This is a genomic window from Yoonia sp. (assembly GCF_017854415.1).
GTDB lineage: Bacteria > Pseudomonadota > Alphaproteobacteria > Rhodobacterales > Rhodobacteraceae > Yoonia.
Genome location: NZ_JAFMHR010000043.1, coordinates 1 through 21,341 on the forward strand (window position 1 = coordinate 1; position 21,341 = coordinate 21,341).

Annotated in this window: 24 protein-coding genes; 11 read left to right on the top strand and 13 right to left on the bottom strand. The window is 55.4% G+C overall.

All coding sequences use genetic code 11. The features are described from left to right. The 3 genes from QZ197_RS06835 to edd all read right to left on the bottom strand — a co-directional run. A partial coding sequence (locus QZ197_RS06835; RefSeq protein ID WP_296431123.1) for a hypothetical protein occupies positions 1–819 on the bottom strand: 819 nt, incomplete at its 3' end. A gap of 95 nt (positions 820–914) precedes the next feature. Continuing rightward, complete coding sequence (gene eda / locus QZ197_RS06840) at positions 915–1,553, bottom strand: bifunctional 4-hydroxy-2-oxoglutarate aldolase/2-dehydro-3-deoxy-phosphogluconate aldolase (protein ID WP_296431124.1); 639 nt, start codon at positions 1,551–1,553, stop codon at positions 915–917. A gap of 82 nt (positions 1,554–1,635) precedes the next feature. Beyond that, positions 1,636–3,441, bottom strand: a complete 1,806-nt coding sequence (gene edd, locus QZ197_RS06845) for a phosphogluconate dehydratase (protein WP_296431125.1) — start codon at positions 3,439–3,441, stop codon at positions 1,636–1,638. A gap of 172 nt (positions 3,442–3,613) precedes the next feature. On the opposite strand from edd, the gene QZ197_RS06850 reads away from it, so the two are divergent. From QZ197_RS06850 to QZ197_RS06860, 3 genes are read left to right on the top strand one after another with little or no spacing between them, the layout of a single operon-like run. Beyond that, positions 3,614–4,171: a DUF6778 family protein gene (locus QZ197_RS06850; RefSeq protein ID WP_296431127.1), complete on the top strand. Its 558-nt coding sequence runs from the start codon at positions 3,614–3,616 to the stop codon at positions 4,169–4,171. Positions 4,172–4,211: 40 nt separating this feature from the next. Then, a complete protein-coding gene (locus QZ197_RS06855) occupies positions 4,212–5,417 on the top strand; it encodes an RSP_2647 family RNA methyltransferase (RefSeq protein ID WP_296431128.1) in 1,206 nt (401 codons plus the stop codon). Next, positions 5,414–5,962: an RSP_2648 family PIN domain-containing protein gene (locus QZ197_RS06860; protein WP_296431129.1), complete on the top strand. Its 549-nt coding sequence runs from the start codon at positions 5,414–5,416 to the stop codon at positions 5,960–5,962. Before QZ197_RS06855 ends, QZ197_RS06860 begins: the two co-directional genes overlap by 4 nt. Before the next feature lie 52 nt (positions 5,963–6,014). On the opposite strand, the gene QZ197_RS06865 is transcribed toward QZ197_RS06860, so the two are convergent. From QZ197_RS06865 to QZ197_RS06895, 7 genes are all read right to left on the bottom strand, one after another. Further along, positions 6,015–6,698, bottom strand: a complete 684-nt coding sequence (locus QZ197_RS06865; RefSeq protein ID WP_296431131.1) for a M48 family metallopeptidase — start codon at positions 6,696–6,698, stop codon at positions 6,015–6,017. Between the two features lie 62 nt (positions 6,699–6,760). Further along, on the bottom strand, positions 6,761–7,372 hold the full coding sequence (locus QZ197_RS06870; RefSeq protein ID WP_296431132.1) for a DedA family protein: 612 nt from the start codon (positions 7,370–7,372) through the stop codon (positions 6,761–6,763). After that, complete coding sequence (locus QZ197_RS06875; RefSeq protein WP_296431133.1) at positions 7,365–7,715, bottom strand: hypothetical protein; 351 nt, start codon at positions 7,713–7,715, stop codon at positions 7,365–7,367. The genes QZ197_RS06870 and QZ197_RS06875 overlap by 8 nt, the downstream gene beginning before the upstream one ends. Before the next feature lie 60 nt (positions 7,716–7,775). After that, the gene (locus tag QZ197_RS06880) at positions 7,776–8,963 is read right to left on the bottom strand and encodes a VWA domain-containing protein (protein ID WP_296431134.1); all 1,188 of its coding nucleotides are present in this window, start codon (positions 8,961–8,963) and stop codon (positions 7,776–7,778) included. Between the two features lie 3 nt (positions 8,964–8,966). Further along, positions 8,967–9,137 carry a hypothetical protein gene (locus QZ197_RS06885; RefSeq protein WP_296431135.1) on the bottom strand — a complete coding sequence of 57 codons (171 nt, stop codon included), beginning with the start codon at positions 9,135–9,137 and terminating at the stop codon, positions 8,967–8,969. A gap of 13 nt (positions 9,138–9,150) precedes the next feature. Next, the gene (locus tag QZ197_RS06890; RefSeq protein ID WP_296431136.1) at positions 9,151–10,524 is read right to left on the bottom strand and encodes a DUF2927 domain-containing protein; all 1,374 of its coding nucleotides are present in this window, start codon (positions 10,522–10,524) and stop codon (positions 9,151–9,153) included. An 80-nt stretch (positions 10,525–10,604) separates the two neighbouring features. Continuing rightward, the gene (locus tag QZ197_RS06895; RefSeq protein ID WP_296431137.1) at positions 10,605–11,444 is read right to left on the bottom strand and encodes a MoxR family ATPase; all 840 of its coding nucleotides are present in this window, start codon (positions 11,442–11,444) and stop codon (positions 10,605–10,607) included. A 180-nt stretch (positions 11,445–11,624) separates the two neighbouring features. On the opposite strand from QZ197_RS06895, the gene dksA reads away from it, so the two are divergent. Together dksA and QZ197_RS06905 are read left to right on the top strand one after the other, a co-directional pair. After that, positions 11,625–12,047: an RNA polymerase-binding protein DksA gene (gene dksA, locus QZ197_RS06900; RefSeq protein ID WP_296431138.1), complete on the top strand. Its 423-nt coding sequence runs from the start codon at positions 11,625–11,627 to the stop codon at positions 12,045–12,047. After that, the gene (locus tag QZ197_RS06905) at positions 12,048–13,196 is read left to right on the top strand and encodes an FAD-dependent monooxygenase (protein ID WP_296431139.1); all 1,149 of its coding nucleotides are present in this window, start codon (positions 12,048–12,050) and stop codon (positions 13,194–13,196) included. A gap of 4 nt (positions 13,197–13,200) precedes the next feature. On the opposite strand, the gene QZ197_RS06910 is transcribed toward QZ197_RS06905, so the two are convergent. From QZ197_RS06910 to QZ197_RS06920, 3 genes are read right to left on the bottom strand one after another with little or no spacing between them, the layout of a single operon-like run. Beyond that, on the bottom strand, positions 13,201–13,518 hold the full coding sequence (locus tag QZ197_RS06910; protein WP_296431140.1) for a hypothetical protein: 318 nt from the start codon (positions 13,516–13,518) through the stop codon (positions 13,201–13,203). 19 nt (positions 13,519–13,537) lie between these two features. Beyond that, complete coding sequence (xth, locus tag QZ197_RS06915) at positions 13,538–14,338, bottom strand: exodeoxyribonuclease III (RefSeq protein ID WP_296431141.1); 801 nt, start codon at positions 14,336–14,338, stop codon at positions 13,538–13,540. 57 nt (positions 14,339–14,395) lie between these two features. Continuing rightward, entirely contained in the window at positions 14,396–14,722 is a 327-nt protein-coding gene (locus QZ197_RS06920) for an iron-sulfur cluster assembly accessory protein (protein ID WP_296431142.1), read from the bottom strand. A 76-nt stretch (positions 14,723–14,798) separates the two neighbouring features. On the opposite strand from QZ197_RS06920, the gene QZ197_RS06925 reads away from it, so the two are divergent. From QZ197_RS06925 to scpB, 6 genes are all read left to right on the top strand, one after another. Continuing rightward, positions 14,799–15,971, top strand: a complete 1,173-nt coding sequence (locus QZ197_RS06925) for a deoxyguanosinetriphosphate triphosphohydrolase (protein WP_296431143.1) — start codon at positions 14,799–14,801, stop codon at positions 15,969–15,971. 53 nt (positions 15,972–16,024) lie between these two features. Further along, complete coding sequence (argS, locus tag QZ197_RS06930) at positions 16,025–17,764, top strand: arginine--tRNA ligase (protein ID WP_296431144.1); 1,740 nt, start codon at positions 16,025–16,027, stop codon at positions 17,762–17,764. 70 nt (positions 17,765–17,834) lie between these two features. Further along, positions 17,835–18,716: an SPOR domain-containing protein gene (locus QZ197_RS06935; protein ID WP_296431145.1), complete on the top strand. Its 882-nt coding sequence runs from the start codon at positions 17,835–17,837 to the stop codon at positions 18,714–18,716. Positions 18,717–18,722: 6 nt separating this feature from the next. Then, entirely contained in the window at positions 18,723–19,706 is a 984-nt protein-coding gene (locus tag QZ197_RS06940; RefSeq protein ID WP_296431146.1) for a glycoside hydrolase family 3 N-terminal domain-containing protein, read from the top strand. Between the two features lie 8 nt (positions 19,707–19,714). Then, on the top strand, positions 19,715–20,506 hold the full coding sequence (locus tag QZ197_RS06945) for a ScpA family protein (protein WP_296431147.1): 792 nt from the start codon (positions 19,715–19,717) through the stop codon (positions 20,504–20,506). Next, on the top strand, positions 20,499–21,152 hold the full coding sequence (scpB, locus tag QZ197_RS06950; RefSeq protein ID WP_296431148.1) for an SMC-Scp complex subunit ScpB: 654 nt from the start codon (positions 20,499–20,501) through the stop codon (positions 21,150–21,152). The genes QZ197_RS06945 and scpB overlap by 8 nt, the downstream gene beginning before the upstream one ends. Positions 21,153–21,341: the final 189 nt, after the last annotated feature.

Sequence of the window (21,341 nt, forward strand, 5' to 3'; positions counted from 1 at the left end):
CGCGATCAGATCAAGCCCTTTTTGAACTTCGTCCCCGACGATATCCAAGATATCTGTTTCAATCACCAGCGCCGCTTGGCCAAGGAGAGAGAACGAGACCAGTAGTTCAGGGTATCCTATTAGATCGCCTTGCAGCGCCTCAATTTTCACGGCGATACTGTCTTGTCCATTTAGTGCCGCGAACCTGTTAAAGTTACGGGTGAAACTGTCGTACAAGTCACCAAAAAGAGCCAAGTCTGCCGGATCTTGGGTGGTCAAATATTGCTTGCTTTGTACGATCGCCTCCATGGAAGATTGCAATGCGCGACCAGCTGCAGCGATCGACGCGGGGTTCCCCCGTTGCAGAGTTGTCGTGAATAAGTCGTTTACCGCTGCCTTGAAATTTGCTGTCCGTATATTGAAAACGTCGTTGATAACTTGTGCTGCTTCCAGTTTTTCGGCCATTTCAACAAAGCTATCCTGGTACTGTGCAGATAGCTCGATCAGGCGCTCGACGTCGCGCAGGCGATCAGGTGTTGTATTGAAGCGCGCAAGAAAGTCGGTGTCTCGCAACACTTCATCAACATTATCGATCACGGACTGCCGAAATATCGGGTCAAGCGTGTTGCGGTAACGATATGCAGCGATACGCGCTTGAAAAATATCTTCGACGTAGGCGCTGATCGAGATCGTTTGCCGCGCGATCGTGCGGTATTCAACATAGCCTTGGCCCAATATGCTTACCGAACGCTGCGAGAACACCGAAAGCCCGACGATAATACATGTCAGCAGCAGAAAGCCGCAGCTTATGCGTCTGGAAATTGGCCATTCTTCGAACATTGCTCACTCCTGAAATCGGGTGAGACAATCCATAATGGCGAAGTGCTAATAGTGGATGAAGACCTGTAAGACGATCACAGGCCCTCGGTTCTTGGTCAGGTCAATTTCGCAGCTTGTGCCGCGAGTGCGGTAATACCGGCCCAATCGCCTGCCACGGCCTTGTCTTTGGGGGCCACCCACGAGCCGCCAACACAAAGGGTATTGCTGAGCCCAAGATAGACGCTCGCGTTTTGCAGGCTAACGCCGCCGGTGGGGCAAAACTTGACCTGTGGAATAGGTGCGCCGATCGCTTTGAGGGCAGGGGCGCCGCCGTTTGCTTCGGCTGGGAAGAATTTCTGCACAGTGTAGCCGCGTTCAAGCAATCGCATGACTTCGCTCGCAGTCGCAGCACCCGGCAAAAGCGGCAGATCATTAGCTTCGCAAGCATCCAAAAGCCGGTCCGTCGCACCAGGTGAAACGCCGAATGTGGCACCTGCAGCTTTGGCGTCTTCGACATCTTTCGTGGTCAACAGCGTGCCAGCGCCAACCATGCCGCCCGGCACGCTTGCCATTTCGCGGATTGCATCAAGGGCCGCCGGGGTGCGCAGTGTGACCTCGAGCGCGGGCAGGCCGCCAGCGACCAACGCTTTTGCCAAAAGTGCCGCGATGCTTGCGTCGTCAATGACAAGAACAGGGATAACAGGCGCCATAAGGCAGATTTTTTCGGCGGCGATAGAGGCTTGTTGCGGTGTCATTTTATGATCCTTAAGTCTGTGGTCGTGGCACGTTTTGGTGCCTCCGGCGGAAGTTTATCTCGGAAAAAGGCGTGTTAAGTCGCTAAACTACGACCCCAGCACCATCGGCGGCGAGGCCCACGTTCTGGCGAAACACTTCGAACAATTCGCGGCCAACGCCTGTGCCATTCCCACTTAGGTCCGCGCTGGCGGCGGTGCGGCTATCCAGATCGACGTTGAGGACAGCAATGGTGCCTGTCGTCGCATCAAGGCGGATCACATCACCGTCCTGAATTTTTGCGATCGGACCTGCATCAGCCGCTTCGGGGCAAACATGAATTGCGGAAGGTACCTTGCCGGACGCACCAGACATCCGCCCGTCAGTGACCAGCGCCACCTTTAGCCCGCGATCCTGAAGGACGGCAAGGATCGGGGTCAGGCTGTGCAATTCTGGCATACCGTTCGATTTTGGCCCTTGGAACCGCACCACGATGATCGTGTCTTGGGTGAATTCGCCAGCTTTGAACGCATCTTTGACGGCTTCTTGGGTGTGGAAAATGCGGGCAGGAGCCTCGACAATGTGCCGCTCTGGCGCGACTGCAGATGTCTTGATCACGCCGCGCCCAAGATTGCCTGACAATTGGGTCAAACCACCTTGCGGTTGGAATGGGTCATTGGCAGGGCGCAAGATTTTTTCGTTCAAGGATTTTCCTGCACCGGGTGCGTAGCTGACGCGCCCGTCGACCAGCTTTGGTTCTTGGGCATAAAGCTCTAGCCCGTCACCGGCGACTGTCTTGGTATCGTCATGCAGCAGACCAGCATTCAGCAGTTCCGAAATCATAAACCCAAGCCCACCTGCGGCATGGAAATGGTTCACATCAGCCAGACCGTTAGGGTAAACTTTGGCCATTAATGGCGTGATCGCAGACAGATCGCTGAAGTCTTGTAGATCAAGAATGACGCCAGCAGCCTTGGCCATCGCGGGCAGGTGGATCACGAGGTTGGTCGACCCGCCAGTTGCCATCAATCCGACGATCCCGTTCACAAAGGCGCGTTCATCAAGGATATCGCTGACAGGGCGGTAGTCGTTGCCCAAAGCTGTCATCGAAAGCGCGCGTTCTGTCGCGGCGACCGTCAATGCGTCGCGCAACGGTGTTCCGGGATTGACAAAAGATGCACCGGGCATGTGCAGTCCCATAAATTCCATCAGCATCTGGTTGCTATTTGCAGTCCCGTAAAAGGTGCATGTACCCGGACCGTGGTAGGATGCCATTTCGGCCTTCATCAGTTCCGCGCGGTCGATATTGCCTTTGGCGAATTCTTGGCGGATGCGGGCCTTTTCATCGTTTGGCAATCCAGAGACCATCGGTCCCGCTGGCATAAAGATACCCGGAATATAGCCGAAAGTCGCCGCAGCCATAACAAGCCCCGGAACAATCTTGTCACAAACGCCAAGGTAGACGGCAGAATCGAACACATTGTGCGAAAGCCCCACACCAGCGGCCAAAGCGATGACATCGCGTGAAAACAGCGACAATTCCATACCGGTTTGGCCTTGGGTCACGCCATCACACATCGCGGGCACACCGCCTGCGACTTGGGCAGTGCCACCAGCGGCGCGGGCCGCATCGCGGATCAGGTTAGGGTAGGTCTCAAACGGTTGATGCGCCGAGAGCATATCATTGTAAGCCGTAATGATGCCAATATTGGGAGTAACAGCATCGGTCAGTGCAGCTTTGTCATCGGTCATCGCAGCATAAGCGTGGGCTTGGTTGCCACATGTCAAATGCGAACGGCGCGGCCCTTCAGCGGCGGCGCGGGCCATCGTGTCGAGGTATTTGCGACGCGGTCCTTCGGAACGGGCGCGGATACGGTCGGTGACAGCTGAAATGGTGGGGTGAAGCGACATGTGGCCCTCTTTGGTTCGTTTGCGCGCAGCATAGCATTTCTTGTTAGCGCTAACAAGGGGGGGGCGGGTGCCGGAGCTTCTACTTTGGCAGAGGCACAGAGGCAAAGGGTATTACCAGCCGGCGTTCAGCGTGCTAGGACGTATGAACAGGAATTCACGAAGGCCTTTTGTTATGCTGCGACGCGCGTTTCTTACAACCTCTGTCATCGCCTTGGCTTCGGCGTGTTCGTCGAATTTATTTGGGTCAAGTTCTTCTCCAAAGCCCGTGATGCTACGGTCTTACGATATTCAGACCCTTAGATTTGGCGCGATACCGGACATCGCAGTATCAGAGCAAGAATCGTATTACCCGCAAGCTGATGTTGTTTGGCGCGGTGATCCGCGCGGACCTCGCGTTGCGCAGATAGGCGAAATGTTCCAAGCAGCATTTGATCGCAACCAATCGATTTTAAACGGGACGACCCCGGTTGATATTCAAGTGACGCTCGTGCGGTTCCATGGTGTCACAGATCTTACACGCCTCACGGTAGGCGGCGTCTATAACATCATCTTTGATATGACGGTCTTTGATGCACGCAGTGGCGCAATTATCGAGCCGCCGCGCCGAATCGAGGGTGATTTGAACGCACCTGGCGGCGCGCGCGGGCGCGCATTGATCGAGAGAGGGCAGACACAAAAAGTACGTGTCACCGACTTTTTAACCGGCTTGTTGCGTCAACAACTGGTTTAGTGATCTTTCCACCCGCTTCAAAGGCGGATAGGAGGCAGGTATGACAGATATTTCCCCCTCCGCCCTTCCCGTTGTCCGTTTGATCCCAAAGGCCGAAGCCCGCGCAATTCGCCACGGCTTTCCTTGGGTCTATGCCAACGAACTGGTCACTGACCGCCGCACCCGCAATATGACCGCCGGGTCATTGGCGATCCTCGAAGATGCCAGCCGCACCCCGATGGGTGTCGTCGCTGTGAACCCCAATTCAAAGATCATCTGCAGGATGCTGGACAGCAATCCTGAAGCTGTGATTGACGAGGCATGGTTTGTGGCGCGACTCACGCGCGCATACGTGCACCGCACGCGCCTTTATGATGCGCCATACTACCGCTTGATCCACGCCGAGGCTGACGGCTTGCCCGGCGTCGTTATCGACCGCTTTGGCGATGTGGCGGTGATCCAACCCAACGCGGCTTGGGCCGATGCGCTGCTGGCACCAATGGTGGCGGCATTGCAAAAAGTAACCGGCGTCACGACCGTTGTAATGAACGGCACTGGCCGTGCGCGGTCGCTTGAAGGCCTAGAGGAACGCACTGAGGCGTTGGTCGGCGAAGCACCAACCGAACCGGTTGCCGTGCCGATGAACGGGGCCACCTATATGGCCGACGTGATGGGTGGGCAGAAAACCGGTCTGTTCTTTGACCAACGCCCAAACCACGCATTCGCTGCAAACCTGTCGAAGGATGCGCGCGTCTTGGACATGTTCTCGCATGTGGGCGGTTTTGGCTTGGCAGCACTTGCCGCTGGTGCAAAGTCAGCTTTGGCAGTTGATGGTTCAGCGCCCGTACTGGAATTGGCAGAACGCGGTGCTGCCGCGATGAAAGTCAGTGACCGTTTCGAGACACGCAAGGGCGATGCCTTTGATGTGCTTGCTGCATTGGCCGAAGAAGGCGAGACATTTGACGTTGTCGTATGTGACCCACCTGCATTTGCACCCGGAAAACCATCGCTAGAGGCCGGATTACGCGCCTATGAACGGGTAGCGCGCCTTGCGGCACCGCTTGTCGCAGAAGGCGGTTATCTGGTGCTGTGTTCATGTTCGCATGCCGTTGATCTGACGCGTTTCCGCAACGCATGTTCACGCGGTATCGGGCGCGGCGGGCGGCGTGGGCAAATTATCCACACAGGCTTTGCTGGCCCAGACCATCCTTTGATGCCGCATCTGGCCGAAAGTGGATATCTCAAGGCGCTATACTACCGCCTATGAGGGTGATGATCGACGCCTGCGTCCTGTACCCGACGGTGATGCGCGAAGTCATGTTAGGCTGCGCGCATAACGGGCTATTCGAAGCACGCTGGTCTCCGCGCATCTTGGAAGAATGGGCACGGGCGGCCGGCAAACTCGGTCCGGAGCAAGAGGTTTGGGCGCGCGGCGAGATTGCGACACTGACCGCAAAATTCCCACAAGCATTGGTAAAATATGACACCGCGATAGAGCGTCAGTATTGGCTGCCCGATCCTGCGGATATCCATGTCCTCACTGCGGCCGTTGTGGGGTCATGCGACGGTATATTGACAATGAACGCCAAGGATTTCCCCAAGAACATTTTGGGCGACGAGACGCTTTTGCGCTGGGATCCGGATGGCTTTATGCGGGATTTACTGCGCGACAATGTTGAAACAGTGACACCCATCGCGCAGGCGGTGCTGATGCAAGCCAACCGCCTTTCGGACCGGCCTTGGACCATGCGCGCGTTGATGAAAAAAGCGCGACTTCCTCGCTTTGGCAAAGCCCTTGAGGCAATGCACTAACTGATTTTACTGGAAAACTCCTGCCAGAGGCTCCGGCAAAGCGAAACCGCGCTTAGGCCCGCCATTTGGCCTCATTTGCCTCAATCGCGGCGATACGCTGCTGGGTTTTGGGATGGCTCATCATCCACGCAGGCGTCGCCGCACCGCGTGCACCCGTCAACGTCTCAAGCTTGGTGAACAGTGACTTTTGTGGCCCTGTCCCAATGCCAGCTTTCATCAGGAGCGCAGAGGCGTAGGCGTCTGCCTCAAACTCGTCTTTGCGCGAAAGACCAGCGGCAAGCAAACTCATCAATGCCGACGCAATCCACGGTCCAATGAAGGGAATGAACCGCCCCAAAATCATCGCAAGTGCAGTCCGCATTGCATTTTGTCCCGAGAAATCAATCATCCGGCGGCGCGAATGGCCCAAGGCGACATGACCCAACTCATGCGCAATCACTGTGGCCATTTCCTCTGAACTGACTTCGCCCGCGCGGTATTTGTTGAAAAAACCACGGGTGATAAAGATACGCCCGTCAGGGGCGGCAAGGCCATTGACCGGTTCAATCTCGTAGATATGCACCTTGATCCGCTCGATATCGAGCGCCTTTGCCATCCGCTCCATCAAGACCTTCAAGATGGGATCGGCCAATTCGGTTGATTTCGCATCCAGCTCGCGCGAGGTGCGCCAGACCGAAAAGCGGTACATCGCAAGGCCGTAAAGCACGGCAAACAGGATCGGAAGAACTTTTATCATGCCTTAGATATGGGGGCAGGCGGGCCATTGGGCAAGTCGATGTTCGGTGATTTGCGGATACGCTAGTGTGACGCACGTTTGCGATCTCTTGCCTTGCTCGCTTGGACCATCCAGACACCAAGTCCAGCAGCGACAACGATCGCGACAAGAAATCCTGAAACGCTTCCCAGAATATCCGAGATTGCGCCGATATTATCGGTGAACAGGTATCCAAGACCCACATAAAGGCCGACCCAAACCACTTCACCAGCCATGCCCCAAAGGGCAAAGCGCGGCCAGCTGAAACCGGATAAGCCACTGACATAATTCACATAAGGACCGAGCGGCGCAACGAGCCAGCAAGAAAAGAACACACTCGATCCACCCCATTTATGCATGAAAATCTGGGCTTTATCGCGCAGTGCTGCCCGTCTAGGACGGGTTGCCAGCCAGCGGGTTAAGCGCGGTCCAAACCTGCGCGCGATCCAGTACCCAAGGTTGTCGCCCATGATTGCGCCACAAAACGCGGCAGCGGCGACAGCGGCAAGCGACAAATCGCCCGACGCCGCAAATCCACCTGACGCCAACATCAACAGCGACGAAGGCACAGGCAGCGCCAAACAGCTTAGGAATGTCACGCCAAACAACAACGGAACGCCGTAGTCAGCGGCAAGGGTCAGGATCAGATCAGTCATTTGCCCGCCACGCTGCCACATATGCATCAAGCTGCGCCTGCATGTCGTCCAATGTCATGTCGTTTTCCGCCGCAAGCCTGTCCAGCGACACGCGGCGCATCGGGGCGTCACTGCGCATGCCAAGCGCTTCTTGGATGACTTGGGGTGGGATTTCGTATGATCTGCTGACATAGCGCGGGGTCATCCACCCAGCGAGGGATTGATCGCTGCGCGCGGGATCTGACCAATAGATGAACTGACTGGTGGCGCGCACGCCAAAAAAGCCCGCAAAGCCAACGACAGTTACGAAGGCGAGCAAAAGGTATCTATTATACGCCCATAGGTCTTTTACGCGGTGCCACATCTATCTGCCTAACTCGCTCTCAAAACTACGCTGCGACGCATATGCCGCGATCACAAGGCTTTAACGGCTCAGGTTGCGCATTCCGGCGTCAATTCCTGATAAAGTCATCGGCACCATGCGGTCTGCACCAAAAATCTCTTGGATCATCTGGATGGATTGGGTGTAGGGCCAATAGCGTTCTGCCAGCGGGTTGATCCAAATGTGATTAGGCCAGTGATCACGGGCACGTTCCAGCCACGTATGACCCGCTTCTTGGTTATAATGCTCGTTGGCGCCGCCTTTAAAGGCGATTTCGTAGGGCGACATGCTGGCATCACCCACAAATATACATTTGTAATCAGCGCCGTAAGTGCGCAGCACATCCAACGTTGGCATCTGTGCGTCCCAGCGGCGGCGGTTGTCCTTCCACACACCTTCATAGAGGCAGTTGTGGAAATAGAAGTGTTCGAAATGTTTGAATTCGGATTTCGCGGCGCTGAACAGTTCTTCAACAACTTTGATATGCGGGTCCATTGAGCCGCCAATATCCAGGAAAAGCAGCACTTTGACCGCATTGCGTCGCTCTGGCCGGGTTTGGACATCAAGATAACCGTTTTCAGCCGTGGCGCGGATCGTTTCGTTGAGGTCAAGTTCGTCGTGCGCGCCATCACGCGCCCAACGGCGCAAGCGCTTTAGCGCGACTTTGATGTTGCGCGTGCCCAATTCAACGGTGTCATCAAGGTTCTTGAATTCACGCTTGTCCCAGACTTTGACGGCACGCTGATGGCGGCTTTCATTTTGACCGATGCGCACACCTTCGGGGTTGTAGCCGTACGCACCAAAGGGCGATGTACCCGCAGTGCCAACCCATTTAGACCCACCCTGATGACGGCCTTTTTGTTCGGCGAGACGTTTCTTGAGCGTCTCCATTAACTTGTCAAAACCGCCCAATGCGTCGATTTCGGCCTTTTCCTCGGCGCTTAGATGCTTTTCAGCCAGCTTTTCCAACCACGCGGCCGGGATATCAACGGCGTTCAGCACAGCCTCGTCTGGAATGGCCTCTAGCCCTGCAAAAGTCGCGGAAAACGCGCGATCAAATTTGTCGAGGTGCCGTTCATCTTTGACCATTGTGGTGCGGGCCAGAAAATAGAATGCCTCGACATCATAGGTCGCCAACCCTGCTTTCATGCCCTCTAAAAACGCCAGAAACTCGCGCAGGCTGACGGGGACACCGTTGCTGCGCAAATTATCGAAAAACGGCAGGAACATTGCTTAGAAAAAGATGCGGTCGACGATGATCAAGACGAACACGCCAATGATGCCAAACAGGATCGCGAACACCGCGCCCCACTGCAAAAGATCAAAAAGTTTTCCGCCACGCGACTTGGCGCGGTACGCCCCGACCAGTGCGCCCAATAACATACCTACGAGTGGAAAAATCATGGTGTGGCCCTTGTTAACTTGGCGGTATTTGCGGCGGAAGCGATGCAATTTCATTGAGCTGGTCAATCACGGCATTGCGATCACCGAACCCATAAAGCGCCCACCCCAGACTGTCCAGCCGCAGCGCCATGCCTGCGTCAGTATCACCGCGCAGATCCAGAGCTTCGGCTTGGAACATCATCAAGAGCGCCATCAGCGATGCGTTCTCGTGGCGGCGCGCGATAGGAATGGCGCGACTTGTGATTGCGATGGTGCGGTCTGCGTCGCCCGAAATCAACGTAAAGGCGGCAAGTTGCAACGCAACATGCGCGGTATGAATTGCAGTGTCGGGGTTGGCGCTATAGGCGCGGTTGGCGGCATTGAAAGCAGCCAAAGATTGCGAGGGATCATTGCCAATTTGCAAGCGCCCGAAGGCATATTGGGCAAAGCCTGCACGCGGTCCTGTCCAGCCTTGGGTTTGTCCGATTTCAATCGCGCGTGCGGCGGCTGCCCTGCGCCGACTGTCCGATGCTCCGTTGCCCAACGCCGTCTCAATCTGCGCTTTCCACAGCGGCAAGTCCCGCCCTTCGAAACGGGGATTTTGGCGTTGGCCACGCGGGTTGATACGCGCAAGGATCGTAGGCAATTGTGCGGCGACTGCACTGCGTGACATGCCATTGCGCAACTGCGGGGCGTAATAGGCGCGCAGGATCACCATATCAAATCCGGTCAGCACCGTATGGATATTATCATCGTTGAACACGGAATCGGGCAGGCGGTACAAATCGTTCAACGGCCCTAATGCTTGCGCCAGTTCCTCGTGCAGGCAATCGCGCATTTCTTGCGGGGTTGCATCAGAGGGGATGAAAATCGCGGCCTTGTCACGCCTGCTCAAAGTTGCCCAATCCAATAGGTCTGTGTTGCGCGCGGCGCGCAGTTCTGACCAGCTTTGGACGCGCGGCACCACAAAACAGGCCGCATTGGGCGCGACACGCTGGATCGTACGGGTTGGTACCAATTCAATGACAATGTTTGCCTCGGACCCTGTGGCAAGGCGAATATCGATCTGTGCCTCTTGCCGCAGACGGGCGATCAAGCTGCGCAAATCGCCGTTCAACGCCGCATTCGAGGCACCAGACACACGCACAGTGATTGGGCCTTCAAAACGGGTCAGGATGGGCAGGGGACGGCCGCTTTCCATCTCGAACGACAGATCAAGAAAATCGGCGGCAATCTGCGCATTTGGGCGCGTGGACGGGCCGGGGCTGGCAGCTATGAAGCTGCGCATCTGCGGGAATTCAAGAATAATCGCATCTGGAGCGGGGTCAGTTGGAACCTGCGCACAAGCAGCCGCAAAGCACAGGGCCAACGCGGCAAGCCGTCTTGCATGGGAAAAGAAAATTGTCATTGTCGTTTAAGCGCCTGTGCCTTTTTGCCGACAATAGCGGGCTTTATCGCAGGAACCAGTCAATTCCCTGTGGGGTGCGGTTATCGCTGACTGCGCGCCATAAAGGCCAAGCGTTCAAATAAATGTACGTCTTGCTCGTTCTTCAAAAGCGCGCCGTGCAGTTTGGGCAAAGCATTTGCACCATCGCGCTTAAGGTCCTCTGCATCCAGATCTTCGGCCAGCAAGAGCTTGAGCCAGTCCAGCACTTCAGAAGTCGACGGTTTTTTCTTGAGCCCGTTGGTTTCGCGGATTTCATAAAACTGGGTCAAGGCGGCGGTCAAAAGAGTGGCCTTAATCCCGGGATGATGGACTTCGACGATTTTGCGCATCGTTTCGACGTCGGGGAACCGGATGTAATGGAAAAAACAGCGGCGCAAGAACGCGTCGGGCAGTTCTTTTTCGTTGTTAGATGTGATGATAACAACGGGGCGGTGCACAGCTTTGACGGTCTCGCCAGTTTCGTAGACGTGAAACTCCATCCGGTCGAGTTCCTGCAGCAAGTCATTGGGGAATTCGATGTCGGCCTTGTCGATTTCATCAATCAGCAAGACGACTTTGCCGTCCGCACCAAAGGCCTGCCATAGCTTGCCCTTTTTGATGTAATTGGCAACGTCATGCACCCGCGCGTCACCCAATTGGCTGTCGCGCAAACGGCTGACGGCATCGTATTCATAGAGACCCTGCTGCGCCTTTGTCGTCGACTTGATGTGCCATTCGATCATCGGCAATCCCAAGGCCGCGCTGATCTGGCGGGCGAGTTCTGTCTTGCCCGTACCGGGTTCGCCTTTGACCAACAATGGACGCTCTAGCGTCACGGCGGCATTCACCGCCATCGTCAAATCGTCAGTCGCGACATAGGTGTCTGTACCCGTAAATTGCATGTGCATACCCTTATGAATCTGCGGGCAACCTAAGCGCGTCCTGCGCAATCATCAACACCCTGTCATGGGTCAAAATTGGGGGGTGACAGAACCCTAACTGGAGGTTAAACGGTGCTTAATTTGGGGGTGTCGCTGCCTAATGATCCTGCTGGGGGGCCGCGACAAGCAAAGGGAAAAAGAATGAAAGCCGAAGCGTTTCAACTTGATGACTACCGCCCTGCCGACGATGAACCATTCATGAACGAGCGTCAGACCGAATACTTCCGTCGTAAGCTGAATGATTGGAAATCGGACTTGATGGAAGACAGCCGCGATACCGTCGCTGGCATGAAGGACCAAACACGCAATATCCCTGATGTCGCTGATCGCGCCTCTGAGGAAACCGACCGTGCGCTGGAATTGCGCACACGGGATCGCCAGCGTAAATTGGTCAGCAAAATCGACGCAGCCTTGCGCCGCATCGACGAAGGTGAATACGGATACTGTGAAATCACAGGCGAGCCTATATCGCTCAAGCGTTTGGATGCACGTCCAATCGCAACCATGAGCCTCGAAGCTCAAGAGCGTCATGAACGCCGCGAGAAAGTGCACCGCGACGACTAGATGGGTAATAACGCATCACGCGACATTGCCATTATTGGTGGCGGCATCGGTGGCCTGACGGCGGCTCTTGCGTTTGCCCGTCAGGATGCGGTTGTAACGGTCTATGAACAAGCCCCTGCGCTGACGGAAGTCGGGGCAGGGCTGCAAATCACTCCAAATGGTGCGCGTGCTTTGAACGCTTTAGGGCTGGAAAAGGCGCTTGGCGTGTCGGGGGTTACCGCACAGGCAGTCGCCCCGATGGATGCGTTGACCGGCAAGCAGATTACACGTTTTGATTTGTCGACCCAAACCCCACCTTACCGCTTTTACCACCGCGCTGCATTGATCGACGTACTGGCACGTGCATGTGCCGCCGCCGGTGTGACCGTCAAACTGGGCGCGCGCGTAGAAAAACTACAACCTGATGGCAGTTTTGAGCTGGCCGGTGAACAGGTCAAATCCGATCTCACTATTGGCGCAGACGGCCTGCATTCTGTCGTCAGAGGCATGATAAACACCGCGGCAAAGCCCTTCTTTACGGGCCAAGTTGCATGGCGGGCTTTGGTGAAAGTTGAAAACCCTGACCCCATCGCACGTGTTTGGATGGCGCCGGGGCGTCATATGGTTACTTATCCACTGTCGGGCGGGCGGCTTAACATAGTGGCGGTGCAGCAGCGCAGCCAATGGGCCGCCGAAGGCTGGCACCACGATGATGACGCGGGGAACCTGCGCCAAGCCTTTGCGGACTGTAGCTGGGACGTTAAAAGCATCCTTGGCGATGTCGAAAAAGCCAATCTTTGGGGCCTTTTCCGCCATCCTGTGGCGGCAAAATGGCATGCAGGGCCTGTTGCAATCTTGGGCGATGCGGCGCATCCGACGTTGCCGTTTCTGGCGCAAGGCGCGAACCTTGCAATTGAAGACGCGTTTGTTTTGGCATGTTGCTGTGACGAAAATACAAATTTGGAACAAGGACTTGCAGCCTATCAAGGCTTACGCCGCGCGCGTGTGGTCAAGGCAATATCAGCTGCGAATAGCAATGCGCGAAACTACCACTTCGGTGGCTTGAAAAGGACCGTCGCGCATAACGGATTGCGGGTTTTAGGCAAGGTTGCACCAAATGCATTCCTCAACCGGTTGGGCTGGCTTTACGACCATGATGTGACGAAATAACCGCCTACCAGTTCCGGTTTGTCTGATCTGTGACCTGCTCAAGCACTTCATGCGACCGCCAATCTACACGGTAAATCTCGTCTTCGATCCGCATATAAACCCAGCCGTCACTGACGCTTGGCAGGCCGTAGTAGCGCGCATTCAGCAACATTGAGTATTCACCACGTTCCAGAACATCACCAATCGCGACAGGTGGTTCTGGTGGCGGCGATGTTTGCGGAACGATGATGCAATTCGAACCCGCAATTGCCATGCGGCATTGTGCTTGGGTCAAAGTTGGCAGCGTGGCCGCAATCGCCAGAATGATGAAATACTTGCGCATGCCCTTTATAATCAGGGCTTCAAAGCGCGAGGTCAACCCAGACAGGGACGTGGTCTGATGGCTTTTCACGCCCGCGTATTTCTTTTTCGATCCAGCAGTCGTTCAAAAGATCGGCACATTGCGGGGTTAGTAAAAAGTGGTCGATGCGGATGCCGTCGTTGCGATCCCATGCGCCGGCTTGGTAATCCCAGAATGAATAGTGGCCGCCGCCTGCTTCAACAGCGCGGAATGCTTCTGTGTAACCTAGGTTCAGGATGCGGCGGTACGCCTCGCGGCTTTCTGGGCGAAATAGCGCATCTTCGCGCCATGCATCGGGTTTGGCTGCATCTTCGGCTTGGGGAATTATGTTGTAATCACCGGTGATTAACGCACATTCTTCATTTTCAATGAGTTCAGCGGCGCGTGCGCGCAGGCGTTCCATCCAGCGCAGTTTGTAGTCGTATTTCGGGCCGGGTGCAGGGTTGCCGTTGGGCAAATACAGCCCACAGATGCGCAGGGCTTTTTCACCGACGACGGTCGCCTCGATATAGCGTGCCTCGATGTCGTCGATACCGTCACGGCCAGCACCTGTCGCACCGGGCAGGCCGCGTGTGACGTCTTCGAGCGGGAATTTGGACAGCAGTGCAACCCCGTTAAACCCCTTTTGACCATGGGTTTCGACGTTGTAACCTTTGTCTTCGAATATCTCGCGGGGGAAACCTTCGTCGACTGATTTGATCTCTTGCAAGATAGCAACATCTGGCTGCGCTTCATCGATCCAGTCGGTCAGCGCATTGATGCGAGCTTTGACGCCGTTGATGTTAAATGTCGCGATTTTCATATGCGCCCCCAGTGTTGCCCTCGGTTTTGACCGAAGGCTGGGCAGGGCGCAAGGCGCTTACATTGAAAACGATGTACCGCATCCACATGATGACGATGCATTGGGGTTGTTGATCACAAAGCGGGCGCCAATCAGTTCTTCGCTGAAATCAATAACCGCATCAGCCAGAAACGGCAGCGACACACTATCGATCACGACTTTTTCGCCCTGTTCGGACAGGACCAAGTCGTCGTCTTTGGCGTCGTCGAGGTCAATTTCATACTGAAATCCGGAACAACCGCCGCCTTCGACCGCAATCCGCAATGCCTTACCTTGGGCAGAGGCGCCAATTTCAGCGAGGCGCTCAAACGCGCGAGTCGTGACTTTTGGTGGGACAGTGAACATTGGACAGGCCTATCAGTTCGTTAATAACTCCAATATAGGGGTTACAGGCAAACACGACAAGACAGGCAACAAAACAATGGCAGCGCCATATGCAACCGATCCCGCCAATCCGCGGGGGCGGCTTTATGCGGAAGAAGAAAGCACCTTTCGGTCGCCCTTTCAACGCGACCGCGACCGCATTATTCATGCGAGCGCGTTTCGGCGGCTTAAGCATAAGACCCAAGTGTTTATTGAACACGAAGGTGATTATTTCCGTACCCGCCTGACCCATTCCATTGAAGTGGCGCAAGTGGCCCGCACTGTGGCCGCAGCCCTTGATTTGAACGTCGAACTGACCGAAGCGGTCGCATTGGCCCACGATCTGGGGCACACACCCTTCGGGCATACGGGCGAAGAGGCATTGGATGCATTGATGCAGCCTTATGGCGGCTTCGATCACAACGCCCAAGCCTTGCAAATCGTGACCAACCTCGAACGGCATTATGCCGAATGGGACGGACTGAACCTGACATGGGAAAGCCTTGAAGGGATTGCAAAACACAACGGTCCGGTGACCGGCGATATTCCTTATGCGCTGGCAGCTTATAATGCGCGCCACGATCTGGAATTGCACACGCACGCTAGTGCAGAGGCGCAGGCAGCCGCCTTGGCTGATGACATCGCATATAATAACCACGACCTGCATGATGGATTGCGGGCAGAGCTGTTCAGCACAGACGAATTGGCTGAACTGCCTATCTTGCGTGACTGTTTTGCGCGTGTGGATGCCAAATACCCTGATTTGAACTATTATCGCCGCCGCCACGAGGCGTTGCGCCGCTTTTTCGGGGTGTTGGTCGAAGATGTCATCACCGTGAGCCGTCGTAATCTAACCGAATTTGCGCCGACTTCTGTTCACGACATTCGTCACGCTGGACGCATGATGATACAGTTTTCGCCAGAACTGTGGACCGACTTAAAGGTAATCCGGAAATTCTTGTTCGCTCGCATGTATCGCGCCCCTGCAGTGGTAGAAATGCGGGTCGTCGTTACGCAAATGATCGACGATCTGTTTCCATTTTTCATGGAAAACACCGGTGAATTGCCTAAGCAGTGGCGCAAAGACGTGGCGGACGCGCCGGACAAAACAGCGCTCGCGCGGATCGTGGCCGATTATATTGCGGGTATGACCGACCGCTTTGCCATTCAAGAACATAAACGGTTGATCGGCGGTGAAGTGATCCCTGCAGGCGTCATCGACGGTAATTGACGCCCGCGTGGGGGGTGATACACGCAAGGACAAACCATAACTGGACGAAACCTATGAACCTTTTCGCTGATATCCGCACACGTGTGCTTGCTTGCCTTGATGAGTTGGTCGCAGAGGGCACGCTGCCTGCTGACCTTGCCATGGGCGCAGTCACCGTAGAGCCGCCGCGCGATTCAGCCCATGGTGATATGGCAACAAATGCCGCGATGGTGCTGGCAAAGCCTGCAAAAATGAACCCGCGGATGATTGCGGATGCGCTGGCCGCGAAACTGCTGGATGATCCACAAATTATGGTCGCAGAGGTCGCGGGTCCTGGTTTTTTGAACATTCGTCTGGTTCCGGACGTGTGGCAGGGTGTCGTTAAGGCCGTTTTGACCGATCCGGAGTATGGGAAATCCACGCTGGGGCAGGGCCAAAAGATGATGGTCGAATATGTCTCTGCTAACCCGACGGGACCTTTGCATGTGGGTCATACACGCGGTGCTGTTTTTGGTGACGCGCTCGCGCGTTTGCTGGACTATGCAGGCTACGATGTCACTAAGGAATACTACATTAACGATGGCGGCGCGCAGGTCGATGTCCTCGCGCGGTCGGTCTATCTACGGTATCTTGAAGCCCACGGCAAAGACGTCGCGTTTCCCGACGGCACGTATCCGGGCGATTATTTGATCCCGGTCGGTGCCGCGCTCAAGGCCCGCGTCGGAGATGAGTATTTAGACCAAAGCGAGGATGTCTGGCTGCAAGATATCCGCGAATTCGCGACTGAGGCGATGATGGATTTGATCCGCGCCGATCTGGCCCAATTGGGCGTCGTGATGGATAACTTCTATTCCGAGAAATCGCTTTATGGCACTGGTTTGATTGAAAAAGCTATCGCAGAACTGGACGCGAAGGGCTTGATCTATCGTGGCGTGCTGGAACCTCCCAAGGGTAAGATGCCTGAAGATTGGGAACCGCGTGAGCAGATGTTGTTCAAGTCCACTGCACACGGCGATGATGTAGACCGTCCTGTGCAGAAATCTGACGGGTCATGGACCTATTTCGCGCCAGACATTGCGTATCACTATGACAAAGTGCAGCGCGGTTTTGATCAGTTGATTGACGTGTTTGGCGCTGATCACGGTGGGTATGTCAAGCGGATGAAGGCGGCTGTGTCAGCCTTGTCTGATGGCCGCGTGCCGCTTGATGTGAAACTGACGCAACTCGTGAAGCTTTATAAAAACGGTGAGCCGTTCAAAATGTCCAAGCGGGCAGGAACGTTCGTTACCTTGCGCGATGTGGTCGATCAAGTGGGCGCAAACGTGACGCGGTTCCATATGCTGACCCGCAAAAACGATGCGCCACTGGATTTTGATTTCGACAAAGTGCTGGAGCAGTCCAAAGACAATCCGGTCTTTTATGTGAACTACGCCTATGCGCGTGTGAATTCGGCTGTAGCAAAGGCTGCGGTGTTTACCGATGTGGCTGATACGACTTTGGCCGGCGTTGATATCTCTGGCTTGACCCATGATGCAGAACTGGCGGTCATTAAAAAGCTGGCCGAATGGCCGCGATTGGTAGAGATCGCAGCCAAAGGTCACGAACCGCACCGTGTCGCTTTTTACCTTTATGATCTCGCATCCGACTTTCATGCGCTCTATCACCAAGGTAACGCCGATCAGGCGCTGCGGTTTGTGCAAGAGGGTGACTCAGATACCACACAAGCGAAAATTGCCCTTATTCGGGCCGTTTCGATTGTTATTTCGCACGGTTTGAGTATTCTTGGCGTCACTCCGGCAGAGGAAATGCGCTAGCGTATCATCTGCCGGAATGCACAATAACGACCCTAATAAGCCATAAGGCATGGGGCGGCGAGAGGCAGACATGGCAGTATATGATCAGGGGTTCGCCCCATCTGCGGGTGCACCCCGTGTTACAAATCTAGTGAATTATGCGGGTGCGGCTTTATCGCTCGCCTTGATCCTTGGCGTCAGTTTTTGGGGCTACAAGTTGATCATGCGTGACGTCAGCGGCATCCCCGTCGTGCGCGCCATGGAGGGCGACATGCGTGTCCTGCCCGAAAACCCCGGTGGCGCGGTGGCAATGCACACAGGCCTGGCCGTGAACGAAGTGGCCGCGATGGGCGAAGCAGGCGGTCTTGAAGATCGTTTGGTTTTGGCGCCGCGTACTTCTGGTCTCGCGCAAGAGGACATCGAGGCGCAACCGACATCTGATGTTTCTGCGGGTCTTGGTGCTGTTGCGCTAACGGCAGTGATTGCGCCTGTTGCACCTGCCGCAGAATTCGATGAAATTGCAGCGCTTACAGAACAGTTGGCTGCAGGGATCACCCCAATCGCGCCATCTGTTGATCTAATTGCCGCGTCCGTGCCCGGTCTAGCCACTTCAGTCCGACCGATGAACCGCCCTGCGGCTTTGCGTGTTGTTGCTGTTGCGCCAATGGTTGCTGCCACGGCAGGTGCCACCGAGGTCGCGGTCAACACCGAGGTTTTCCCCGCTGGTACCAATCTGGTGCAGTTGGGTGCCTTTCCAAATCCAACGCTTGCAGGCCAAGAATGGGACCGTCTACAAGCGCGTTTCGGTCAGTTGATGTCAGACCGTGGGCGCGTCATTCAGGTGAGCAATCAAAGCAGTGGCACGTGGTATCGCTTGCGCGCGAGCGGCTTTAACGACCGCGCCGAAGCGCGCCGTCTGTGTGCTGCGTTGCAGGCCGAGGGCACCGAATGCATTCCTGTGGTAGTTAATTAAGTGACGATGAATGCGACGATTTTAGGCCTTGAAGGGCTTGAGGTCAGCAATTGGGAACGCGGTTTTTTCCGCGAGGTTCAGCCATTTGGGTTTATCCTTTTTGCGCGCAACATTGATACACCAGACCAACTGCGCAAACTGACAGACCAGCTGCGCGAAACTGTCGGACATCATGCGCCGATCCTTATCGATCAAGAGGGCGGACGCGTGCAACGCATGCGCAGTCCGCATTGGCGCGAATATTTGCCGGCGCTGGACCAGATGGACCGCGCCCGCGATCCACTCCGAGCGCAGTGGCTGCGCAATCGCCTTATCGCTGATGATTTGTACCGTGTCGGGATTGATGCCAACTGTGCGCCATTGGCCGACATTGCCGAGGATGCAACCCATCCGTTTTTATACAATCGTCTTTATGGGCGTGACGTGAAATCGGTAATCGACGCGGCGCGCGTTTGTGCAGACGCGCATATCGCTGGTGGTGTGCTGCCGGTCCTCAAACACATTCCCGGTCATGGCCGTGCAACGACGGATAGTCACCTGCAGTTGCCGCATGTTGATGCGTCGCGTAGCGCGCTGACCGCACATGATTTTGCGCCGTTCGCTGCTTTGAATGATCTGCCGATGGGCATGACGGCGCATATTGTCTTCTCTGATATTGATCCCGATCAATTGGCCACAACATCTGCCAAAATGATTGAAGTGATCCGTAAGGACATCGGTTTCGATGGCATTTTGATGACGGATGATATCTCGATGGAGGCATTGTCAGGCGCGTTAGCCGACCGCACAACAGCGTCCATCGCGGCGGGGTGTGACGTGATCTTGCACTGCAATGGTGATCCAGAAGAGATGGTGACGATTGCGCAATCGGCGGGTGACATGTCAGGTCCGGCCCAAATCCGCGCAAATCGTGTGCTTGGTCTGCGAAAAACCCCTGAAAATATTGACATCCCTCAGCTAGAAGCAGAACTTGAAGCGCTACTAAACTGAGAGGGTCCATGCCGGCCGAAGAGTTTCAAGAAGACGTCGTCAGCGTCAGCGAGCGTGTCGCCGCAGAAGCGTTGATTGTAGATGTCGGGGCGTTTGAGGGCCCACTTGATTTGTTGCTGACCTTGTCACGCACACAAAAGGTGGACCTGCGCCAGATTTCGATCTTGGATTTGGCCCGTCAGTATTTGGCTTTTGTAGAGCAGGCCAAGAAATTGCGTCTTGAACTGGCCGCTGACTATCTGGTGATGGCCGCTTGGTTGGCGTTCTTGAAGTCGCGCCTTTTGCTGCCGCCTGATCCATCCGAAGAAGGCCCATCCGGCGAAGAACTTGCCGCCCATTTGGCCTTCCAGCTTGAGCGTTTGCAGGCAATGCGCGAGGCCGCCGCCAAGCTGATGGCGCGTGATCAGCTGGGCCGCGATTTCTTTGCCCGCGGCATTACCGAAGACGTTCAACGCGTGCGCCGTGTGACCTATACCGCCACTTTGCTGGACCTGATGCAGGGGTATGCCCGCATTCGGACCCGTGATGATTTTCGCCCCTTTGTGATGGACCGTCAGCATGTGATGACGATGGAACAAGCGCTAGAACGGATGCGCGGGTTGATCGGCTTTGCAGGTGGTTGGACTGAACTGGTCAGCTACTTACCGGATGGCTGGGACGCCGATCCACAGCGCCGGCGTTCGACAACTGCGGCCACATTTGCGGCCACACTTGAACTGGCCAAAGAGGGTAAGATTGAAATTCGGCAGGGCGAGATTTTCTCGCCCATTCAAATCCGCAAGAAAGTCCCTGATGAATAAAGACCCAAAACCCGCAAACGACAGCTTGTTCGAAGCGCCCCCGATGGGCGAACAAGAACGCATGGTTGAAGCGATCATGTTCGCAACCGCAGAGCCGGTTACGGTCGCCGAATTGATCGGTCGCATGCCCCATGGCTGTGATCCGGCTGAGGCCTTGGCGCATTTGCGTAAACGTTATGACGGGCGCGGTGTTAACATCATTAAGGTCGGTGATGCTTGGGCCATCCGCACGGCCGGCGATCTTGGCTTTTTGATGCAAAAAGAAACCGTCGAGACCCGCAAGCTTAGCCGTGCTGCGATCGAAACCCTTGCTATTGTAGCCTATCATCAACCTGTGACCCGCGCCGAGATCGAAGAGATCCGTGGCGTCAGCGTTAGTCGCGGGACAGTGGATCAATTGATCGAATTGGAGTGGATCAGGTTCGGGCGCAGACGCATGACACCCGGTCGTCCGGTGACATTCGTCGTGACGCAGAACTTTTTGGATCATTTCGGACTAGAAAACGCGCGTGATTTGCCGGGTCTGAAAGAATTGCGGTCTGCTGGATTGCTTGAAAACCGTCCACCACCCGGAGCGAACGCTTTGGGCGAAGCCGAAGACGGCGATGATGAAGATGATAACCAGACAGAGTTGTTTGAAGATTAAGAAATGGGGTCTATCTAGAATATGGACTTGCTTGGAGTAACCCAATGAACATGAATCGACTGATCAACATGGGCGTTCGTATGCTGATGAATAAAGGTATCGATGTCGCGTCACGACGTGGAAAACGGCCAGAGGATATGACCCCTGAAGAACGCCAAACCGCCCAAGCGGCACGCAAAAACACCGGAA